A 20236-nucleotide genomic window follows, 5' to 3' on the forward strand; every position below is an offset into this window, starting at 1 on the left:
AAGGCAAATGTTAGGGCTTATGACTTCATATTGCGCAGTAGCTAACTTAACGCTGACCAGTATTAAGGTTAACTACTAATTTATAAAAGTTAAGCCATTGTAATTAATGATTTTACTAATTATTATTTTTCTTCTTTTCTGGGTTTAGAGCATCACAGATATAGTCATAAATCGTAGATCTAGCTCTAGCCTTTTTAGGTTTTCCATTTCCATCAGAACCCTCAAAAAATTTATAAGAGTGATCCACCACCTCATTTGCAAGTGAGTCAGCCACAACCTTTCCTGTGTTCTTATTGATACAATCCTCCCTTTTATTAGCTAAAACCCATAACGCAGCTTCAAGCACTTCTATTCTTTTCAAAGCGTTATTTAAACGTCCACCTAAGCGCTTACCATCTTCGACCTTTGATAGCTTCTGAGGCTTAGATGCTTGCGCCAAAACTGCTACTTGATCAGCCTTAATTAATAAGTCATCAATTTGAGGGTATATAGGGTGAGCATGATGTACTTCAATACCTTTGTATTCCGCTGGCTCTTGGAACTTTAACCTCCACGTTTGCCCTTCCATATCTTCCACCAACCCAACACTAAAGCTCTCATAGAACTGGTGATGTTCGTAGGGGTCAATAACATTGCTACCCGCTTCAACATCATTATCTTTGAACTCTACACCTAAATGTAAAAGCAATAATTCATAGAAATACTCATCACAATGCTGACGGTCCAACTTAAAAAAACCCTCTAATTCTTCTATACTTTCAGAGCTCTCCTGTTGATTTTCGCGCACTCCATAACGACTATGCCTACCAAATAATTCCGTATAAAAATCAATTTTCCCTCTCTTGTAATGCCGAAATAAACACTTTATTTTATTGCTATCGTTCATATCAGCTTTATCAAAAAGCACCTCTAACGCTTCATCTACACTAATAAATTCATCCATTAGCTAATCCTTAAACTACTTTTAAATGCTGGCTGCCAGTGACTGAGTAATCACCCTTACTAGCCGCTTCAATATGATCAGACCACCAGCACATCATTGTACGTCTGCGTTCTAAATAGTCGGTTCGGTTGTAAGCTGCGCGTACTTGGTTTTTATCTACGTGCGCTAATGCCGCCTCAATTAAATCAGAGTCAAAACCTTGTGCGTTTAAAGTGGTACTCGCTAGTGCGCGTAATCCGTGGGCTGTCTGCTTGCCTTGTAAGCCCATACGCCTGAGCGCTGCGCCTAATGTCTCTCGGCTTAGGTGGGTACGTGGGTTGTTATCAGAAGGGAATATAAAATCACGATGGCCGCTAATAGGTTTTAAATACTCTAATAGGGCTAATACTTGCGGAGTTAAAGGGATTGCTTGCGGTTTGCGCTTTTTCATACGCTCAGCAGGTATATTCCACACTCGATTATCAAAATCAATTTCATTCCACATTGCCCCCGCTGCCTCTGACGGCCTAGCCATTGTATGTAACTGCCACTCAAATAAGCATTTAGTAATAAGCTTTAAACGAGCATCGTTAACGGTTGCTAAAAGCATTGGCAGTTGTTCAGGGGCTACTGTAGGCATATTCGTATGCTTAACAGTATCAAACGCTTTAGCGATACTGTGAAGATGATTGATCGGCATACGCCCAGTATTAACCGCATAATCCATCACTTCATTAATACGCTGGCATAAGCGGCCTAGCATATCGAGCTTATTCGCTGCCTCTAAAGGGCGCAGCGTTTCAATGGTTAACTGTGCGGATAATTTACTTATCGGCACTTTACCAAGCGCGGGATAAACATGTATTTCAAATCCTCGTAAAATGTTAAATGAGTGCCGCTCACTTACTTTTACTGTTTTTAGCTTTAGCCATTCAGTTGCTACTGCTTCAAAGGTATTCTTTGCCTCAGTTGCTTTGGTACTCTGAATTTCTTCCCTGTATTCTTTAGGGTCAATATCATCAGCAAGTAACGCCCTTGCCTCATCACGTTTTTTTCTAGCCGCTGCTAATGGTACCGCAGGGTAAACACCAAAACTTATTTGAGCTCGCTTTTTGATGTGCGGACGGTAGTAATTAAACAGCCACGTTTTAGAGCCATTCTTTTTTATACGCAAGCCTAACCCGCCACCATCCGACAACAGGTATTCACTTGCTTTTGGTTTCGCATTTTTTATCTGCGTATCATTCAAAGGGGTTGTTAATCTAGGCACGTTTTCACTCCACTATCGAACAGGTAGCCAACCCTTAAAATGGGATACTAAAATCACGATCCGCATTCTTCCTTTAATTTTCATCCGCTTAACTAAATTACAGCGGTTTTAGTTACATCAAAATCGGCAAAACGATTCGGTGTAACTATGAGTGTAACTAAAAATATGAAATGTAGCGATACCAAATTTTACGACTTGAAACGTGGAGGGCTTGTTTACAGTGGGGTATATGACGATTTTAAATTTATTGCTGCGATATTTTTATGTATGAAACGAGTAATTGGTAGCCCCTGCAGGAATCGAACCTGCAACTGCCCCTTAGGAGGGGGCCGTTATATCCATTTAACTAAGAGGCCACAAATAAGCTGTGTGCTTAGAGGTGTGAATTATAACGGCATCTGGTTTTTTATATCAAGCGACAACTGAACTTAATTACTTGATAAGTATATATCTTCTTTATTTAGTACATAAATTGGGATTAGTTTTCGACTACTCGCGACGATTTTTTTTGTATGCGCGTTAATTACACGTGTATTTACAACAACAGCATCACTGCGATAAATTAATGTACCCGCTAATACATGGCTCGCCATTTGCTCTTCGCTAAGCTTTTCAATATCACGCGAGAAAGCAAAATCACCACGGCTATTTACATCTATTGTTTGGGTTGTCTTAAAATCAACCACGCCATAACCAAACTTTTGTAACTGATGAATTAATGTTTCAGAAATTTGATTACCCAATTGATTACTTTTAGTAAGCGATGAATCAAGATCGACCAAAGTAGTAACAGCAATATTAATGTTGGTGTCGGTATCACTTTCATACTCAAGCGTATCAACCAAATCAAGTGCCATTTGCTCTACATAGTTAGAAAGTGTTTTATGGTGCTGAAGTGGTATAAATTGATTGCCGTTAGCATCGTCTTGAGTTGATTTTTGCTCGGCTGTTTTAAGCATGCTTGCTAAGTCATAATTTACTTGTGTGGTTGAAGATGCATTCATTTCAGCACTTTCATTATTTTGAGTAAAGGCACAACCAGTTAAATTAGCTAAAGCAAAAAAAACGATAAAGCGGTTTAATAATTTACTATACATAATTATCTCACTTGCTTGCTTGTTTTAACATTATGCCATCAGTGCGATAGCTACTATTAAGCGCATCAACAACCGACTGTGGAATAAACCCTTGTGCAGAACCGACTACGGCCTTACTTTCTAGCCCAACAATACGTGCATTAACAAGTACACCACCTTGATGGTTTACAAGCGTACCGGCTAGTACGTACTTAAAGTTTTGATCTTGTTTTAGCTCTAAATAGTCGCGACTAAATACAAAGTCGCCTGTTGAGGTAACACGCATATAATCAGTTGTTTTAAAATCAATAACGGGTACACCAAAGCTGTGTAATTCATGCATGAAGCTTTCTGCAATTTGGTTTCCTAGTAAGCTACCATCGTTGTAGTCTTCATCTAAAAAAATAAAACTCGAAACAGCTAACGGTGTTTGTTCACTTACGTACTGTAAGTTTTCAACCATGTCTTGCATTATGCCGCGCACATAATGGTTAATATTTTTGCGCATTGGCGGTGTTGCTTTTGTGTAGTTATCTTGTGGAGCCATTCCTGACTGAAATAAGTTATCGTCAGAAACAGGCGCTGCAACGTCGCGTTGGTTACTCACCAGTTGGTTGCTTTGCTCACTTTGTGGTGTTGTGGTGTCTGTATTCATTGTGCCTAGTATTTGAGAGCAACCAAAGCCCAGTGGTAAGCATAATGTAATTAATAGGTTTTTCATTTTGTGCTCCAAATTAGTATTCGCTTCGGTATAAAAGTCCGTCACGCTGCTGAATTTTCTCATTGCCCCACATTACATTAATTGGGATCTCGGTACTTCCCGCAGAGAGCACCTGTTTATTTTCTATATTCACAAGCCGTGCATTAACTATGTATGCATGCTGCTGGCGAGTCACTGTTCCTGTGATAACTAAGTCAATATTTTGGCGATTACGTAATTTACTTAAATCGCGACTTAAAATACTGTCTGAGTTTTCTGATAAAGAGAGGTTATTCCCAAGTCTGTACTCAACGGTGTGATAACCCAGTTGAGTAAATTGTGTAAGCAGACTTTCTTGGATCTGCTGACTTAAGCCTGAGGCTTGCCCTGTCACTAATTTTGTATCTAGTGCATCTGCATAAAAGAAGCTACTAACGCCAACACGTGCATTAGCATTTAATGCTCCGTTTAGGTGGTTAAGTTGCGACGTTAAATTAACTACATAGTCATTAACCGTAAAAGGAGCCATGGCCGCTTTAGGTGCATCTGTAGGCACACTTGGTTCTGGTGGTGGCACCAAGTTACAAGCAGCTAAATTTAAAAATAATAAAGGCAGTAAAAGGCGCATAATTGCCATCCTCTTCAAAACATACTGAGGATAAAGCAATTTATATGCCGACTTAGCTATTGTGCGGTAAAAGGCTGATCTACGTAATAACTAACTAAACAATTTATATTTTGGCTCTTTAATTTTTGACAGTCAGCCATAGCGTTTTTTTTGTCTATGTATGCGCCTAGCTTTAAGCGGTTATACATAACTCCTTTTACATTTATTGTTTCAACATTCATTACAAAATTATCGCCTAGTAAGTTAGGAAGCTTTTTCTGTAGCTGCCTAAAAGCTAAAGAGAGTTGTTCTTTTTGCGTTATTGAAAGCACTTGTAAAGCAAATTTGGGATTAACTGGTTTTGTTACTTGTATATTCGAGTTATTAATTGTGTTGGTATTAACGATTTCTGCTTTTATTACTGGTGCGTTTTTCTGCTCATTTTCTTTTGCAATTGTATTAAGTTGCGATATTAGTAAACTTAAGTCTTCTTCAATAAGTAATAAACGCGCAAGTTCAGGCCTCATATTTTGCCACTGCTGGGAGCTCATTTTTAGAGCTTCAAGTTCTTGCTTTGTTATTTTTACGTAGCTTTTTTCGTCAGCTATTTCCGTCTGAGTAATACTATTATCAATTGCTTTATTATTCGCACAACCATAACTTAGCAACATTGCACTGATTAAAAATATACATTGAACTCTTTTCATCCTAATTCCTTTAATGAAGTATTTCATGTGTTTCAATAACACACTTTAATCCTTGCGCTTTTACTGAGTCGCATACAGAGATAAGCTTTGGCGAACTATTTGTTGCGTACGCTAAGGCTAAAATAAATTTATTTTTAGCTTTATCATACATATAAAAAGCTTCTTGCTGCTCTATTCGTGGTGCTATTAAACGGTAATAAATTTTTAAGATATTTAACGAACTAAAACTTCCGGCATTGGCAATGCTTCCTGTTGTTGCACTGAGCGCCTTTAACGTTAAATCAACGCCCATTACTACATCTCCTTGAGGCGATAAATTAACTGTTATATTTTGAGTGTTGTTTAGCTGCTTGCGTTGTTTATATTCATCATCAATTACTGCTTTATACTGCCCCGGTTTAAGGTCTGTAAATAAATAATAGCCATCATATGCTGCTTGAGTTTGTGCAACTTGATCCCCTTTCTCATTCAATAGCGCTATATTTGCAAAGGGCTGGATCTGTGTTGTATCACCTTTTTGTTGATAAACAACTCCCTCCACTTCACTGGCATTATTTAATGCGAAGTCCATATACTCTACAAAACCAGCCCTTGGTGTAATAGAAAAACCCTCATTAGCTGGTATTAAAAACGGATCTTCAAAACTATTTCTATCTAGTATTATATCTGTTGTACGATTTGCTGGCATTGAAGTTAATAGCGCAACGCCGTGTTCGTCTGTAATTGCTTGACGATAATTGTGAACGCCTTTTACCTTTACGCCGCCAACACCGTGCTCATCATCATCCATAATACCGTTATTATTTTGATCTAAAAATACGCGTAACATTAAACTACCCGTGTTAGTTAAGCTGCGCTTAGAGACAAAATATGTGTTGTGTTCAACATCAAACCCTAAGCTAAAACGACTATAAATACCGAGCCGCCAATCATCGTTACTGTTGTAGTTTAAGTTACTCGTTAAACTAAACTTGTCGCTTTGCCAATTGAGTCCTAATTCGGCCGATTGAATATTATTACGAAGGGAATCAGTTATAGTCAGTTCGGCTTGTAAATCTCGGCCCAAGTTGCGGCTAAACTCAGCCTCGTAACTAACAAGCTCACTTACTGGCGATATACTATAATCTATACCAAACCTTGTGTAGGTTCTCCCAAAGCGCTTTTGAAAACGTGTTGTTCCAAAAGTACTCTTAGAGCTATCGTCTTGTTGCCACAGCAATTGGTTACTTAATGCAAATCCTGAGTATGAGTAGTTGAACTGGTTGCGTACTTGTTTAAAACGCCCTCTAATATCACTATCGTCATATAAGACGTTATTTTGATAAGAAAGGCGTCCATAGGTATTATTCATTAGCCCACCAGCTAAATTTATTTGGTAGCTGTTAAAATCTTGCTGCTGTTCGTCGGTACGATTTGTAGCGCTAAAAAGTAGTGATTGTTCGGCAATTTGAGTTCGGGCTGTAAATTCAAATTCTTGTTCATTGTTATTATTTTTTTCAACATTCGCATTTAATAATAATCGGTCAGACAAGCTTATGTTGGTACCAAATGCATACTTAAGTAGATCGTCATCCGTATTTTTTTGACCTGATGTAGCAGTGTATACAGATATATTATCTGTAAGCCCTTGCTCATATCTACCCGCAACTTGCCAACCCTGCCCCTGCGAGCTTGAAACATTGTTATTTAGTAACTGCTTGCCTTGTTCAGTAACCGACAATTCATAGTGACCTTGTCCCTGCTTAAGTTGATTTCCGTCCACAAAGTAATAATCACTTTTACGCTCAACTTGACCTTGAGGCCCATAAAAAATAAGCTCAAAATTATTAGCTCCAAATAATAGGTTTATATTATCAAAAATATAACGCCCATCTGCGAGGCTAAGCTGCTGGTCTATTAATATTTCATTACGATACAGCTCTACATCCCAACCTGGCTGTATAGCACCGCTTAAGTTAACTTGATTATTGACTATTTTTCTATTGGTTACATTATTAGAAACTTTAACACCTCGGGCATACTGACTACTGTAGCTATTACCCACTTGCGTGGCGATAACATCACCAAAAGATATTTCAGTAGGCATGAAGCTGTTTTTTATTTCTTTGTCTAAGTTTTGCTTTGTAAACGTTAACCTAGAGTTGGTAAGTAAGTCAGTACTTCGTCCAGACAAAAAATACTCTGCAGATAAATACGCAAAGTCTTGAGTGCCTAAAAGTGAATAGTTCGTAGAATGTCTATCATCGCTCGCGGTAAAATTTAGTTGTAAGTCGGCAACCGGAGAAGATAGCGCTTTATATGGGCTAGCTTTCCATGGGAGCGTAGGTGGCGATCTCTTGTTAGGTGATTTTAGGTTGCGCGACTGTCTGTATCTTTGTTGTTCAACCGGTAAGGGGATCTCTGAGCTTATAAGTAATTCTAAATCTGGGTAATCAATATTAAACTCTAGATTTAAAGCATTATGTAAACTTTGAATATCTACATAAATATCATCTTCAATGGTAATTTGATTTTTTGCTAATAAGTAGCTCTGTGTAGGACTAGTAAATACAGCGGGTGTAACCGCTGCATTTAGAAAAAGAGGTTGTTGATTTGATCCAACACCTTGAGCAATTCGATTGCTAGCATCAACATTCATTGCAAATTGTAGAATATCAAATAAGTCGCTTAAACTAACTTGTACACTTTGCTCGCTTTTAATTGCTGCAACTTCACCTAAGTAGTATGAGTTTAAATAAAGCGAAAGTATTAATAACTCGCCTGTGGCGATTCGCTGTTGCTGATTTTCTTTGTTTTTATAATCAATTACTTCAACGGGCTTAGTTAGCTTTAGTTCAATTGCGCGTAGTGTTGTTAAAGCATCCCCCACGGAAGAATTAGGATTAGCTATTACACTATTACTAAGCAAACTACTTATGCTTAGTAATAGTGCATACAATAAATTATTTAGCGTCATTCACAGTTAAAACATTAAGTGATTGTGAGGTTAAAGGCAGAGTGTATTGTGCAAATGTAAGGTCTTTATATTCTTGACTGCCTTCATATTTAAAAATGACTTTTCCTGCTTTATCTAAATTTTTGTCACTAAATAAACTAAGGGTTACAAACGCATTATCCACTTCTGGATAAATACTTAAATTACCAATTTCTGCAATTTTAACTTGCTCGTTATTGCTATCAACAAAGTAAGCACTTAATTTACCGTAGCTACTAAACTTACCTTCTCGTTTTATATTCAATAAAAACTGAGGACGTTGATTGCTTTCATTTAGCACTAGCTTAGCTTGTTCTATGGCAACTTCTGGCTGTTTCATGTCTTTACGTAACAAAATAGGAATGCTGTAGCTCATAATCATATTAACTTTTATTGAGCTTGTTTTATTAGTATTTTCACCAGGCAATGCTTGAAATAGAAGATGAGAGCGGTACTCACCAGAAGCTAGACCTTTAGGTTTACGTATTGCTATTTTTACTGTTTGTTTTTCACCAGGTGCTAAACGCATTTGTTTTGGTGACAAACGTGCCATTGAACTTAAACTTTCGCTTGTAGCCTCTGCCAACTGTATGTAGCCACCGCTAGGTTGCGCTTGCTTCTCACTCCATAAAACACGATATGTTTGATATTCATCCCCCGTATTAATTACGGTAACTTTAGCGGTTCGTTGACGTTCATCAAAACTAATACGGGTTGGAGAGATAAGTAAATTTGCGTATGCATTTTTTCCTAAAATACATACACTCAGTGCGAGCAGCACTACAACTTTATAAAGCATGTTTTTCCTTTAGTAATCAATCGTAATTTCTAATTGGGTGTCAGTAATAAAACTACCATCTAAGTAACTTTGGCTAGTCCCTGTCGTTATTAAACGGCCACCTACTTTGAGTAAAAGATCTCCAAATTCATCGCTAGTTTGCGTGCTTGGTAAATCCACTAATACAACCGAAAACTTGGCACTATTAGCTCCAAGTACTTCACTTTGCAATGTAGAGTCACTCATTTTATTAAACGATATTTGAGTAAGCGGAGGTAAATCGGTAAATAAAAGTTCTGCGGGATTCCCCTCAGTTAATACGTAAATACTACCAAATGTGGTTATTTCACCATTGTGGTTAATCGTGATAGAGCTTAAAGTATTATTTTGAGGGATAACTAAAGTGCCAAAATTAAGCGCTTCTTGTTGTATGCTTGCGCTATAGGCTTGCTCGCTAAACATTAACGAAAGCCAAGCAGAAACATACAAAAAGCGCATTGTTTGTTTAAACACTAATTAATATGACACTTCAATATTAAAGCTACCAGAATACTCACCATCAGGGTAATCCACACTTGATGCGTTTGATGAAGTAGAAAGAGTCGCGCCTATATTAAATGATACAGCGCCATCAGCACCAGCTTGTAGGTTAGGAGTACCCTGCGTATAAAGCGCTCCTGAATTTGTTCCGCTCGTTATAAAGTAAGTCCAAGCATCTACAGTAAAATCAGGTTCATTTAAGCCTTGGCCAGCTAAGGGTAGTATCAAAGTATTTACTGGGTCGCTAATGGTTAAAATAGAGTTTGGTACTACATCTGACACACTGAAAGCACCCGCTTCACCACCTTCAATTATTGAGATACTCGCAGCGTTACCAGTTGGATTATCTTGTGAAGTAACAGGGCTCGCAGCTGGATCAGGATTAACTGTCAGCGTTGCTTGTTCGGCGCCTAATGGATCTGAAATAGCACGAATAGTACCAAAATTTAAATCGTTATCTTTTGTGAGTACTACAGCATTTTGTACTGTTACTTTCGCTTCAAATGACTCTGTAGCAGCATAAGTGCTAAACGAGCTGACCACGGTGGCTACAGCTAATGCAGATAAATAAAACTTCATGCTAAATCCTTATAAGAAAATGGGCTTTATCAAATATTTGCCCAACTATAGTTAGTATCGACTATTAGTACAAATACTTTAATACTATATAAGTTTAAAAGTCCTAATTTATTAATTATATTGGTTTTCCGACAAAAGCAGCAATATTACATACTTGATCAAGCTGATTAGCTAAATAACAAAACGCACTTACTTGAGCATCGTTTTTAAATGGACCTACACGTAATCCATACAAAGTCATATTATTATTTTTACGTTCAAACATAGTAAAATTAAATTGAGTAAATGCACTAGGGTATAATTGCTTAAGCCTTTCGACTCTTGCTCTAACAAGCTCTGGCTTTAAATACCAACCAAGCTGTGCTCCAATTTTAGTTTCATCTGTTAAGGTGAGTTCTGAGTTTTGTAAGTTTGGTGTTTTTACTTCGGGAGTGTTATTTAGTGCCGTCGGTTCCAAATTCTGTGAAGGCTGATTACCATAGGTGATATCGATTTTACTTTGCATGAGTAAAGGAGGGTTTTCAGTTAATTCACTTTGAGACGATAACGCCATAATTAATAGCTGTAAATCATCTTCCATAGCAGTTAAACGACCAATGCTTTCTTGCTGTACGTGCCACTGCGAAACATACTCTTTTACTTGTTTATCAGTTATTAAAGAATGCTGCACGCTCTCGTTATTTACAGTTGCGCTGCTGCATCCATATAAATAAAAAGATAAGAATAAAACTGATATTAAATGACAAGACTTCAAATACCGCATTGCAAAATGCACTCTACTAACCAAGATAATAAATCAAAGCAAATTTTGCGCCAATTTATAGCAACTTTTTAATTAAGTAGTCTATTTTGAAGTAAGAAAACCGAGTTGATAACAAAACAAAATTGCATTATTTAATTACTATCACTAATTATTGCTGTATTGCTCTAGCTACTGCCTCCGTGCACTCGTATATCAAAATTATTAGCGATAATTGCGTCAGGTTTAATCCCCAGATTGATTAGGTATTATTACAGATTGATATTACGTAATACGGGCTACAGCCTTACTGGCTTATCGGTGTAGTTACTTACTATGCAATCGAGTTTATATAACTTGAATACGTCACAGTCTGCTTTTGCATTTTTAAAGTTTTGGTAAGAGCCAAGTTTTAGCCTGTAAAACATTTTGTCGTTTATCTTGGCGGTTTCTACGTTAGTCAATATTTTGTCTCTAAACAACGGTGCTGCTTTAGTATTTAGCTCTTGCCATGCTTTAGCCACACCTTGCTCTGAGTCAACCGAAGCTACTTGCAAAGCAAATACATGTTTTGGTTTATTTAATTTTACAGCTTGTTTTTTATTACTGTAGTTTTGTTTAACTTGTTGGCGTGACTTAACATTGCGTGTGTTTCGTGGTGAACGTACAGACTTGCTGCTATACCCTTGATTAGACTGCGCTATTGCTTTGCTGTTTATAATATCAATATGATTTACGAGATAAGTTATTTCTTTTTCTAACCTTAAAATTCGCTCTATGCCTTCACGAGCTTGTTGCCACTGCATTGCAGCATCTTTTAGCTGAGCAAGTTCAAGGGCTGTAATTGATACATAGTCAGGCGAGTTACTTTGAGGCTGTTCATCAATGGTTTTTATTTCAGGCGTAACGCTGCATGCTGTGCCAAATAAAAGCATTAGCAAGCTAAGTAAAAGCCCAATGTTATTTTTTTTATATATAAACATGTATTTGCTGTCCTGAAAGCAGTGTTCTTACACTACATTTCAGTTAAACATTCTCACAAGAAAGCGTTTAACTTTATTTAAGCTGTGAGCTATAAAACTTAGCTCTTCGCATGCTTGTCAGTGTTTTGTAAAACACAACGTTGCATACTCCCACCCTTCCTTGAGAGCATTATTTAATACAAATTCAATGCCAGTTAACACAAACTTTACAACATAAATAACAATATGTCTGTAATGACCTAAAAATTTTATTTTTAGAGAGGCTCCTTTCCTATTTTATTCTAGGGCCTGTTGACCTTTCAGGATTAAAATTTGTTCAATCTAGGGGCCATTTAATCGCGGCGCGAGGTTTGTAATCTAGTGGGCTCGATAACTGCTCCTGCGTTATTCTACTGACTTACATCCCTGTAAGAATAAGTAAAAACCGAGTAAAGCTTCCGCGTCCTGCTCACGCCCCTTACCTACATCCATGTAGGCAACAAAGAGTAAATTGCCCCGAGGCAGAACCCTTCGGGCAGCGCATGTTTGGCATTTATGCTACGTTATCGCCTATTTATGGGGAATAACCACACTTCATAGGCTCTGCCTTGCCTAAATACCAAACAGTCTGCTGTAAATTTAACCTCGAAAGATAAACAGACTCTAACAAAACTCATAAAAAAGGCGCCGATATAGGCGCCTTTCATGTTTTACGTTAACTGTTAAATCAGTTTTTTAATAAATGACTTTAATTCATCAGCAAATTCATCGCGCCGAAGTGCAAATTCAATAGTTGCTTTTAAATAACCAATTTTACTTCCACAATCGTGGCTACGGCCTTTTATAGCGTATGCATCTACTTTTTCGTGTTCCATTAACATCGCAATTGCGTCAGTTAATTGAATTTCATTGCCTGCTCCTTGCGGAGTTTTTGCAAGTAACGGCCATATGTTTTCGCTTAATACGTATCGACCCACTACAGCTAAGTTAGATGGTGCTTCGTCTACTGGCGGTTTTTCTACCATATTAAAGATTGCTGAGCTTTCACCTTGCTTTAGGTCAACATCGCCTAAATCAACCACACCAAACTTATCTACTTCATCCATTGGTACTGGCTCAACCATTATTTGGCTATGCTTGTTTTGCTCAAAATTAGCGATCATTTCTGCTAAGTTATCTTTTTTAAGATCGCTCTCTACATCGTCAATAATTACATCCGGTAGAATAACTACAAACGGTTCGTTACCAATAATAGGCGCAGCACAACTAATAGCATGGCCTAAGCCTTTTGCTTCACCTTGGCGTACGTGAATAATGGTTACGTCTTTAGGGCAGATTGCTTGCACTTCGGCAAGTAGTTGCCGCTTTACACGCTTTTCTAAAGTAGCTTCTAGTTCAAAGCTCGTATCGAAGTGATTTTCGATTGAATTTTTACTTGAGTGAGTTACTAACACTATTTCTTTAATGCCTGCAGCAACGGCTTCGTTTACTACATATTGAATTAAAGGACGGTCTACCACTGGCAGCATTTCTTTAGGAATTGCTTTAGTGGCTGGTAACATACGAGTACCAAGGCCTGCTACTGGGATGACTGCTTTCATTTTATGTTTTCCTTAATCTTTTATTATACTGAAAATGGATATTGAATCGCTTCGTGGCATTGATAGCCTGTTACTTCAAAGTCGTCTCGTGTTACCCACGTTTCTATGTCTTCTAATGATTTAATTTTTGGATTAATTTTTAACTGAGGAGATGCAAATGGCTCACGCGTTAACTGCACATCACGCATCAGCTCAAGTTGGTTTTCGTAAATATGTGCATTAGCAATTTTATGATACGCCTTACCCGCTTTGTGGCCGGTAATTTGAGCCACTAGCGCAAGCAACACAAAACACTGAATTTGATTAAAATTAAGGCCAAGTGGCACATCACAGCTTCGCTGGTATGACGTTAAATATAGCGTATCACCAAGTAAGGAGAAAGTGTGTGTATGCATACACGGGCGCAGGCAACCAAGCTCAAACTCACCTGGATTATAAAACGTGATTATTTCACCACGGTCATCAATGCCATTTTTTAAGTTATTAATAACTTTGGAAAGCTGATCAAGCGTTGAGCCATCTGGTCGTTGCCAACCACGACCTTGTACGCCGTAAACACGCCCCATGTCATCCTCACCTTTACGGTTAGGATTATTAAGCCATGCATTGTTATCGTTTGCGTTAGCATCCCACGTTTTACAGCCAATTTCACGAAATTGCGCAGCGCTGTCGTACCCGCGTAAATAGCCTAGCAATTCAGCAATCGCTGCTTTGTAGTAACTTTTGCGTGTAGTGATCATCGGAAACTGATTATTAGCCACATCGTATTCTAAATCAGCATTGATAACGGTTAAACAACGAGTACCTGTACGTTTATTTTCGACCCACTGCCCTTCGTCAACAATACGCTGACATAATTCTAAATATTGTTTCATGCGTTACTTCTTATTATGCTTTAGCTGTGGTTATTTGTTTAGGTTGTTTATATGCCCAAATTAATAAGCCTAAACCACCTACAATCATAGGTAACGAAAGTATTTGTCCCATTGATATAAAGTCGGCAAATAAACCTAATTGTGCATCGGGTTGGCGGAAATATTCAATACAGAATCTAAACACGCCATAACCTAATAAAAATACACCGGCTACGCTGCCTGCTGGACGTGGTTTTTTAATAAACCATTGCAGGATTAAAAACAGCACTAAGCCTTCAAAAAATGCTTCGTATAATTGCGATGGGTGACGCGCAAGCGGACCGCCCGTTGGAAATACCATTGCCCATGGCACGTCGGTAACACGCCCCCATAATTCACCGTTTATAAAGTTACCAATACGTCCAGCTAAAAGCCCTACAGGAACCAGTGGTGCAACAAAGTCGCCCACTTGCAGAAGCGACTTTTTACGCGTCCACGAAAAAATTGCGACGGCAGTTATAACGCCAAGTGTTCCACCATGAAACGACATACCGCCCTGGTCTATTCTAAATAAATACAGTGGGTTTTCTATAAAGTAACTAAACTGGTAAAACAATACGTAGCCAATACGCCCACCTAGTATTACCCCTAACATGCCGTAAAACAGTAAATCGCTTACTTGCTCTTTAGTCCAACCCGAATTTGGCTTTGATGCTTGACGATTTGCAAACCACATCGCAAATGCAAAACCTATTAAATACATCAAGCCATACCAACGTACGCTTAGCGGTCCAACAGAAAAAATAATTGGATCAATTTGAGGAAACTCAAGTGCCATAAAAAATAAACCTTTAGCTAAAAACCATTTTAATTGCGATAACTACAAGCAGCACCGCGAAAACTTTCTTAATTGTATTAACAGGTAAATAGTGAGTTGCTTTGGCGCCAATAGGCGCAACAAACCACGAGGTAATAACAATTCCAAGTAATGCAGGTAAATAAACAAACCCAGCAAAACCATGCTCTAAATCGGTAACATGCCAGCCTGCGCTGATGTAACCAATAGAGCCAAATAATGCTATAACAATTCCGCACGCGGCTGCGCAGCCAATTGCTTTTTTTATATCAACCGAAAAATAATTAAGCATAGGTACTATTAAAGCACCACCACCAATACCAATTAAACCTGATAATCCGCCCATTATCGCAGAAAATCCACCTAAAATAGGACCTGCTGGTAACGGTTTATCTGACATCGGTTTATTACGCGCGGATAGCACCATTCTTGCTGCAATAAATACAACACTTATAGCAAACACTGTACGCAATATTTGTTCAGGGATTAAACTTGCTGCAAAGCCACTAATAAGTGCACCTAAAGCCACACCCGACATAACCCATGGGGCAATATCCCAAGGCACGTTATCATTTTTATGATGAGCCAGCGCTGAAGACGTTGAAGTAAATAAAATAGAAGCGAGTGAGGTTGCAATAGCAATTACTAATACATGATCAGCCGACGTTACATTAAATGACAGTAGCAGAGTGCTTAGAACTGGAACGATAATTAAACCGCCACCAATGCCTAGTAACCCAGCTAAAAACCCAACAATACAGCCTAGTAGTGCGCAGCTTGCGACTAACAAACCTAAGTCATACATAGTAATCTCAAATACCCTTTTAAGGTTTATATATTAAAGGATTATAAAACTAATAGCATCTGTGTATTGCAATTAATTAGGCGTATAAGCTTATTTGGGAGTGTAAAACAAATCACCTAATTTATGCTCTAGCATAAAGCTTCGCGTTAAACGTAGTACTTGTTTGGCTGTGGATTGCGCTAAGCATTCACTTAATAGTTGTTCCATGTCACTGACATTTAAACGCCTAAGTACCCATTTAACTTTATTAAGCGATGATAAATTCATACTAAGGCGCCTGTAACCCATGGCAATAAGCAAAATAGCCCCTTCAGGATCGCCGCCTAGTTCACCACACAAACTAAACGGCAGTTCATATTGCTCACATTCACGCGCTACTTTATTTAGTACCCTGAGTACGCCCGGGTGATAAGGGTTAAAAAGTTCGGCAACTCGTGCATTAGCCCTGTCTACTGCTAATAAATACTGTGTTAAATCGTTACTACCTACTGAGCAAAAATCGACTTTTTTTGACCACTCTGGAAGCATAAATACACTTGAAGGTACCTCTAGCATTATCCCTATGTCGGGTCTTTCTATGGTTTGCTCTGGGTATTTTTCACTTAACTCAAAATAAGCCTGTTCAAATAATGCAAGTGACTCATCAACTTCTTCAGTGCCGCTGATCATAGGGAGCATTATTTTTAGATTGCCTAAACCAATATTGGCTTTAAGCATCGCTTTTAGTTGATCTAAAAATAACTCTGGGTGATCAAGGCTAATACGAATGCCACGCCAACCTAAAAATGGGTTTTCTTCGGTAATGTTAAAGTAATCGAGTACCTTATCGCCCCCAATATCCAATGTACGCATAACCACAGGATTAGGATGATAGCTAGTTAGTACTTCTCGGTACCAATTTTCTTGCTCTGATTGCGAAGGAAACTGACCCTTTTGCATAAACCACGCTTCGGTACGGTAAAGCCCCACACCGTCACAAATATGCGCGCTACTTTGCTCGGTATTAAGCTCAAGGCCTGCGTTTAATAATAAGCTAACATGCTCACCGTCAAGCGTAATTGATTCAGAGTCTTGCTCTGCTAAAAAGCGGTTATTAAGTAGGTTATCTTGATGCTGTAACTCTGTGTATTCATCCATCAACATTTGCGAAGGCGATATATATAAACGCCCAGCAAATGCATCTAAAATCATCGGTTTGCCATTAAACTGCAGTAGAGGTAAATCTTCTATACCCCAAATGGCAGGGATCCCCATCGCACGCGTTAATATAGAAGCATGGCTATTTGCAGAGCCATTTACGCTTACAACGCCTGTTAAGTGACCTTTTGGCACCTCAGCTAGCATGGCGGGTGTTAAGGTATTAGCAATTAAAATAGTGTTGGCCGGATAATTTTTAACAGCGTGCTCGGTATTTACAAGATGGTGTAATACGCGAAGACCAATGTCTTTAACGTCAACAGCACGCTCTTTTATATAAGGGTCTTGCATGGCATTAAATTGAGATATTAAACGCTCTATTACAATTTTTAGGGCGCTTTTAGCACACCAGCCTTCTTGTAATTGCATTTCAACATTATGCCCTAAACTTTTAGCGTCAAGCAGTTGTTGATACACATCAAATACCGCAAGAGCTTCGTGCGGAATAGAGTCGCTTAGCGTCATAGATAGGGTATTAAATTCTTTGCGCGTTGCAGCTACAGCTTGTGTAAACAAACGGCGCTGCTCAGTAACGTCACTGTCTTTTAAAAGCTCAATAGATTTAAAATCGAGTTTTGGTAATACAACAAATGCTTGCCCTATACCTATTCCAGGCGCGCTCGATACGCCTTTTAAAACAGACGTTTGATGAGATGACTCATCTTGGCGGAGTATTTCTTTAATTTCAGCATGCGCTAACTGTGAAGCAAGCTGGGCAGAAAGCGTTATTAAAAACGACTCTTCGTCTTGGCTAAATACACGTGCCATTTTTTGTTGAACAACAATAACACCCAGTACTTTTTTTTGATGAACAACGGGTACAGATAAAAAAGCGTTGTAGCCTTCTTCGTTTACTTCGGGGGAGAGCTTAAAACGAGGATGCGATTTAGCAAATGCAATATTAATAGGTTCTTCGCGTTGCGCTACTAGGCCCACTAAACCTTCGGTAAAACCAATTCTAAACTTACCTACCGCATCGGGGTTTAGCCCTTCGGTTGCCATAAGTACAAAATTGTCCTGGCTGTAATCTGCAAAATAAATGGAGCAGCACTGGGTTTTCATGGCATCTTTAACCATTTGCACAAAGCACACTAATGCGCTGTCTAAATTCGCTTGTCGCGATACAGACTCCGCAATAGATCTCAGTGTAGCCAGCATGTCCTGCTCCTTTATTTTATTCTGAATTAACTACCTTTTACTTCGCCAATGATCTTTATGTTGTTCTCTCTTATTAAAAGGCATGGCGAAAGGAGCAAACTCTTTCATTACACGTCGATAAACATCCCGTTTAAACGATACAACCTGTCTTACAGGATACCAATAACTTACCCAGCGCCAATCATCAAATTCAGGATGATGGGTTTTAAGTAAATTTACATCTTCGTCTTTACAGCGTAATTTTAGTAAAAACCATTTTTGTTTTTGCCCAATACACACCGGACTAGAGTCTCGGCGGATTAATCGTTTGGGTAATTTATAGCGTAACCAATGTTTTGAGCTTGCGACTATTTCTACATCTTCTGGTCGCAACCCTACTTCTTCGTGTAATTCACGGTACATGGTTTGTTCTGCAGTTTCGCCATCATCAACACCACCTTGGGGAAATTGCCAAGAGTGTTGACCATAACGTCTGGCCCAAAAAACCTGTCCCTGATTATTGCAAATCACAATTCCGACATTGGCACGAAAACCTTCGGCATCAATCACCTTAGTGCCTCATTTGTAAGTCGATTTTTAATGATTGTTCCACATTAGCCGCAATACGGCAAATACTATTATACCCAAGCCAATTAGTGAGCTAAGTTTGAGCTTTTAGTATGTTGATAAATTAATAGAGAATAGGTAAATATTTAGAAAATAACTCAGCAAAGCTATTGCGGTTCTTGTTTTCCTCTAGTTACTCACAGTTTGTGCATAACTTTTGTAAAACACGCTCATTTTGCAAACAAATCCACAATATTAGATCTTAAAACTTAGCTTCTCCACAGATTCTGTGGATAAACATGTTCATATAGTTGTATTTATCCTTACAACTTTTAAATGGCTTAATCAAAACTGAACGTGCACATTTAAAAAAACCTGCAGAGTCAGTAACTTAAAGTAAAGTAGCTTAATTTCAATATGTGCAAAATTAACACAAACAACAAGCGAGCAAAAAACGTACAACCCTAAAGATATCCACGGCTTAGCCTATTTGCTATCATGGCTATGGTATTTATACAACCGAAATTAAGAATATGCGACCTACAAAACCACACTCAATAAACGACTTAATGCAGCGCGTTAACAGTATTGCCGGATTAACGCTAGGACAACTTGCAAACCACTACCATTTTAAAACACCTGATGACTTACTACGTGAAAAAGGCTGGACTGGGCAACTCATTGAATACGTACTAGGCGCTACTGCAGGCTCAAAACCCCTCCCCGATTTTGAAGATTTAGGAATTGAGCTAAAAACACTGCCTATTTCTTATAAAGGTAGGCCACTGGAAACTACGTTTGTATCGGTTACACCTTTAATGAACGTAACGGGAATGACGTGGCATACCAGCTCTGTACGTAAAAAACTAAATCATGTTTTATGGCTGCCAATTTTAAGCGAACGTGATATTGCCCCGTTTGACAGAACCATCGGCAGCGGCTTTTTGTGGCAGCCTTCACCTGAACAAGACGCTTTGTTACAGCGCGACTGGGAAGAGCAAATGGAGCTAATTGCGCTAGGTAGAGTCGACGAAATATCAGGCCATTTAGGCGATGCTATGCAAATACGCCCCAAAGCTGCTCATAGTAAAATAGTCACTGATGCTATTGGCCCAAATGGGCAAATAATTAAAACCCTACCCCGTGGTTTTTATTTAAAAACCAGTTTTACAGGTGATATTTTAAAGCAGCAGTTTCAGCTATGAGTGCGTAAGAAGTTAAAGCATGAGTAAAGCGTTATACTTTTGTGCTCCACTCTTTAGTGCTGCGTACATCAACAAGCTTAAAGCATACAATTTATTTTCATCTCTTTGGAAAAAGTATCAGGCATAAAAAATCCCCGCATAGGCGAGGATTTTATCATCT

Annotated in this window: 19 protein-coding genes and 1 tRNA gene; 1 reads left to right on the forward strand and 19 read right to left on the reverse strand. The window is 38.5% G+C overall.

Annotated elements, in window-relative coordinates:
* Positions 1–115: 115 nt before the first annotated feature.
* From GQR47_RS03475 to rppH, 19 genes are all read right to left on the reverse strand, one after another.
* A complete protein-coding gene (locus tag GQR47_RS03475; protein WP_165723562.1) occupies positions 116–943 on the reverse strand; it encodes a hypothetical protein in 828 nt (275 codons plus the stop codon).
* A gap of 10 nt (positions 944–953) precedes the next feature.
* Positions 954–2192 carry an integrase domain-containing protein gene (locus tag GQR47_RS03480; RefSeq protein ID WP_165723563.1) on the reverse strand — a complete coding sequence of 413 codons (1239 nt, stop codon included), beginning with the start codon at positions 2190–2192 and terminating at the stop codon, positions 954–956.
* Positions 2193–2473: 281 nt separating this feature from the next.
* A tRNA-Arg gene (locus GQR47_RS03485) sits at positions 2474–2548 on the reverse strand.
* A gap of 72 nt (positions 2549–2620) precedes the next feature.
* On the reverse strand, positions 2621–3289 hold the full coding sequence (locus tag GQR47_RS03490) for a FlgO family outer membrane protein (protein ID WP_024595022.1): 669 nt from the start codon (positions 3287–3289) through the stop codon (positions 2621–2623).
* A 7-nt stretch (positions 3290–3296) separates the two neighbouring features.
* A complete protein-coding gene (locus GQR47_RS03495; RefSeq protein ID WP_024603281.1) occupies positions 3297–3989 on the reverse strand; it encodes a FlgO family outer membrane protein in 693 nt (230 codons plus the stop codon).
* 13 nt (positions 3990–4002) lie between these two features.
* Positions 4003–4596, reverse strand: coding sequence for a FlgO family outer membrane protein (locus GQR47_RS03500; RefSeq protein ID WP_007583140.1), 594 nt, complete (start codon positions 4594–4596; stop codon positions 4003–4005).
* A gap of 56 nt (positions 4597–4652) precedes the next feature.
* Complete coding sequence (locus GQR47_RS03505; protein WP_024594916.1) at positions 4653–5282, reverse strand: SPOR domain-containing protein; 630 nt, start codon at positions 5280–5282, stop codon at positions 4653–4655.
* A 10-nt stretch (positions 5283–5292) separates the two neighbouring features.
* Positions 5293–8190: a hypothetical protein gene (locus tag GQR47_RS03510; RefSeq protein ID WP_206015970.1), complete on the reverse strand. Its 2898-nt coding sequence runs from the start codon at positions 8188–8190 to the stop codon at positions 5293–5295.
* Between the two features lie 34 nt (positions 8191–8224).
* Positions 8225–9055 (reverse strand): fimbria/pilus periplasmic chaperone, encoded by an 831-nt coding sequence (locus tag GQR47_RS03515; RefSeq protein WP_024592959.1) that lies wholly within the window; start codon positions 9053–9055, stop codon positions 8225–8227.
* 9 nt (positions 9056–9064) lie between these two features.
* A complete protein-coding gene (locus GQR47_RS03520) occupies positions 9065–9547 on the reverse strand; it encodes a DUF4402 domain-containing protein (protein WP_024594914.1) in 483 nt (160 codons plus the stop codon).
* Positions 9548–9550: 3 nt separating this feature from the next.
* Complete coding sequence (locus GQR47_RS03525) at positions 9551–10153, reverse strand: DUF4402 domain-containing protein (protein ID WP_024594913.1); 603 nt, start codon at positions 10151–10153, stop codon at positions 9551–9553.
* A gap of 115 nt (positions 10154–10268) precedes the next feature.
* Positions 10269–10823: an SPOR domain-containing protein gene (locus GQR47_RS03530; RefSeq protein WP_024594912.1), complete on the reverse strand. Its 555-nt coding sequence runs from the start codon at positions 10821–10823 to the stop codon at positions 10269–10271.
* 368 nt (positions 10824–11191) lie between these two features.
* Positions 11192–11875 (reverse strand): SPOR domain-containing protein, encoded by a 684-nt coding sequence (locus tag GQR47_RS03535; protein WP_024594911.1) that lies wholly within the window; start codon positions 11873–11875, stop codon positions 11192–11194.
* Positions 11876–12576: 701 nt separating this feature from the next.
* Positions 12577–13455: a UTP--glucose-1-phosphate uridylyltransferase GalU gene (gene galU, locus GQR47_RS03540; RefSeq protein WP_024594910.1), complete on the reverse strand. Its 879-nt coding sequence runs from the start codon at positions 13453–13455 to the stop codon at positions 12577–12579.
* Between the two features lie 23 nt (positions 13456–13478).
* On the reverse strand, positions 13479–14330 hold the full coding sequence (locus tag GQR47_RS03545; protein WP_024594909.1) for a thymidylate synthase: 852 nt from the start codon (positions 14328–14330) through the stop codon (positions 13479–13481).
* Between the two features lie 13 nt (positions 14331–14343).
* Complete coding sequence (lgt, locus tag GQR47_RS03550; protein WP_002958701.1) at positions 14344–15147, reverse strand: prolipoprotein diacylglyceryl transferase; 804 nt, start codon at positions 15145–15147, stop codon at positions 14344–14346.
* 13 nt (positions 15148–15160) lie between these two features.
* Positions 15161–15970, reverse strand: coding sequence for a sulfite exporter TauE/SafE family protein (locus tag GQR47_RS03555; RefSeq protein ID WP_024594908.1), 810 nt, complete (start codon positions 15968–15970; stop codon positions 15161–15163).
* Between the two features lie 90 nt (positions 15971–16060).
* Entirely contained in the window at positions 16061–18325 is a 2265-nt protein-coding gene (gene ptsP, locus GQR47_RS03560) for a phosphoenolpyruvate--protein phosphotransferase (protein WP_002958703.1), read from the reverse strand.
* Between the two features lie 30 nt (positions 18326–18355).
* A complete protein-coding gene (gene rppH, locus GQR47_RS03565; RefSeq protein ID WP_002958704.1) occupies positions 18356–18874 on the reverse strand; it encodes an RNA pyrophosphohydrolase in 519 nt (172 codons plus the stop codon).
* 530 nt (positions 18875–19404) lie between these two features.
* On the opposite strand from rppH, the gene mutH reads away from it, so the two are divergent.
* Positions 19405–20076, forward strand: coding sequence for a DNA mismatch repair endonuclease MutH (mutH, locus tag GQR47_RS03570; protein ID WP_165723564.1), 672 nt, complete (start codon positions 19405–19407; stop codon positions 20074–20076).
* Positions 20077–20236: the final 160 nt, after the last annotated feature.

It is taken from the genome of Pseudoalteromonas sp. Z1A2 (assembly GCF_011378755.1).
GTDB lineage: Bacteria > Pseudomonadota > Gammaproteobacteria > Enterobacterales > Alteromonadaceae > Pseudoalteromonas > Pseudoalteromonas distincta.

Bases quoted from the DNA above. Each gene is read 5' to 3' on its own strand.
- GQR47_RS03475 (WP_165723562.1), bottom strand. From the start codon at position 943: ATGGATGAATTTATTAGTGTAGATGAAGCGTTAGAGGTGCTTTTTGAT.
- GQR47_RS03490 (WP_024595022.1), bottom strand. From the start codon at position 3,289: ATGTATAGTAAATTATTAAACCGCTTTATCGTTTTTTTTGCTTTAGCT.
- GQR47_RS03495 (WP_024603281.1), bottom strand. From the start codon at position 3,989: ATGAAAAACCTATTAATTACATTATGCTTACCACTGGGCTTTGGTTGC.
- GQR47_RS03500 (WP_007583140.1), bottom strand. From the start codon at position 4,596: ATGCGCCTTTTACTGCCTTTATTATTTTTAAATTTAGCTGCTTGTAAC.
- GQR47_RS03505 (WP_024594916.1), bottom strand. From the start codon at position 5,282: ATGAAAAGAGTTCAATGTATATTTTTAATCAGTGCAATGTTGCTAAGT.
- GQR47_RS03515 (WP_024592959.1), bottom strand. From the start codon at position 9,055: ATGCTTTATAAAGTTGTAGTGCTGCTCGCACTGAGTGTATGTATTTTA.
- GQR47_RS03525 (WP_024594913.1), bottom strand. From the start codon at position 10,153: ATGAAGTTTTATTTATCTGCATTAGCTGTAGCCACCGTGGTCAGCTCG.
- GQR47_RS03535 (WP_024594911.1), bottom strand. From the start codon at position 11,875: ATGTTTATATATAAAAAAAATAACATTGGGCTTTTACTTAGCTTGCTA.
- galU (WP_024594910.1), bottom strand. From the start codon at position 13,455: ATGAAAGCAGTCATCCCAGTAGCAGGCCTTGGTACTCGTATGTTACCA.
- GQR47_RS03545 (WP_024594909.1), bottom strand. From the start codon at position 14,330: ATGAAACAATATTTAGAATTATGTCAGCGTATTGTTGACGAAGGGCAG.
- lgt (WP_002958701.1), bottom strand. From the start codon at position 15,147: ATGGCACTTGAGTTTCCTCAAATTGATCCAATTATTTTTTCTGTTGGA.
- GQR47_RS03555 (WP_024594908.1), bottom strand. From the start codon at position 15,970: ATGTATGACTTAGGTTTGTTAGTCGCAAGCTGCGCACTACTAGGCTGT.
- ptsP (WP_002958703.1), bottom strand. From the start codon at position 18,325: ATGCTGGCTACACTGAGATCTATTGCGGAGTCTGTATCGCGACAAGCG.
- mutH (WP_165723564.1), top strand. From the start codon at position 19,405: ATGCGACCTACAAAACCACACTCAATAAACGACTTAATGCAGCGCGTT.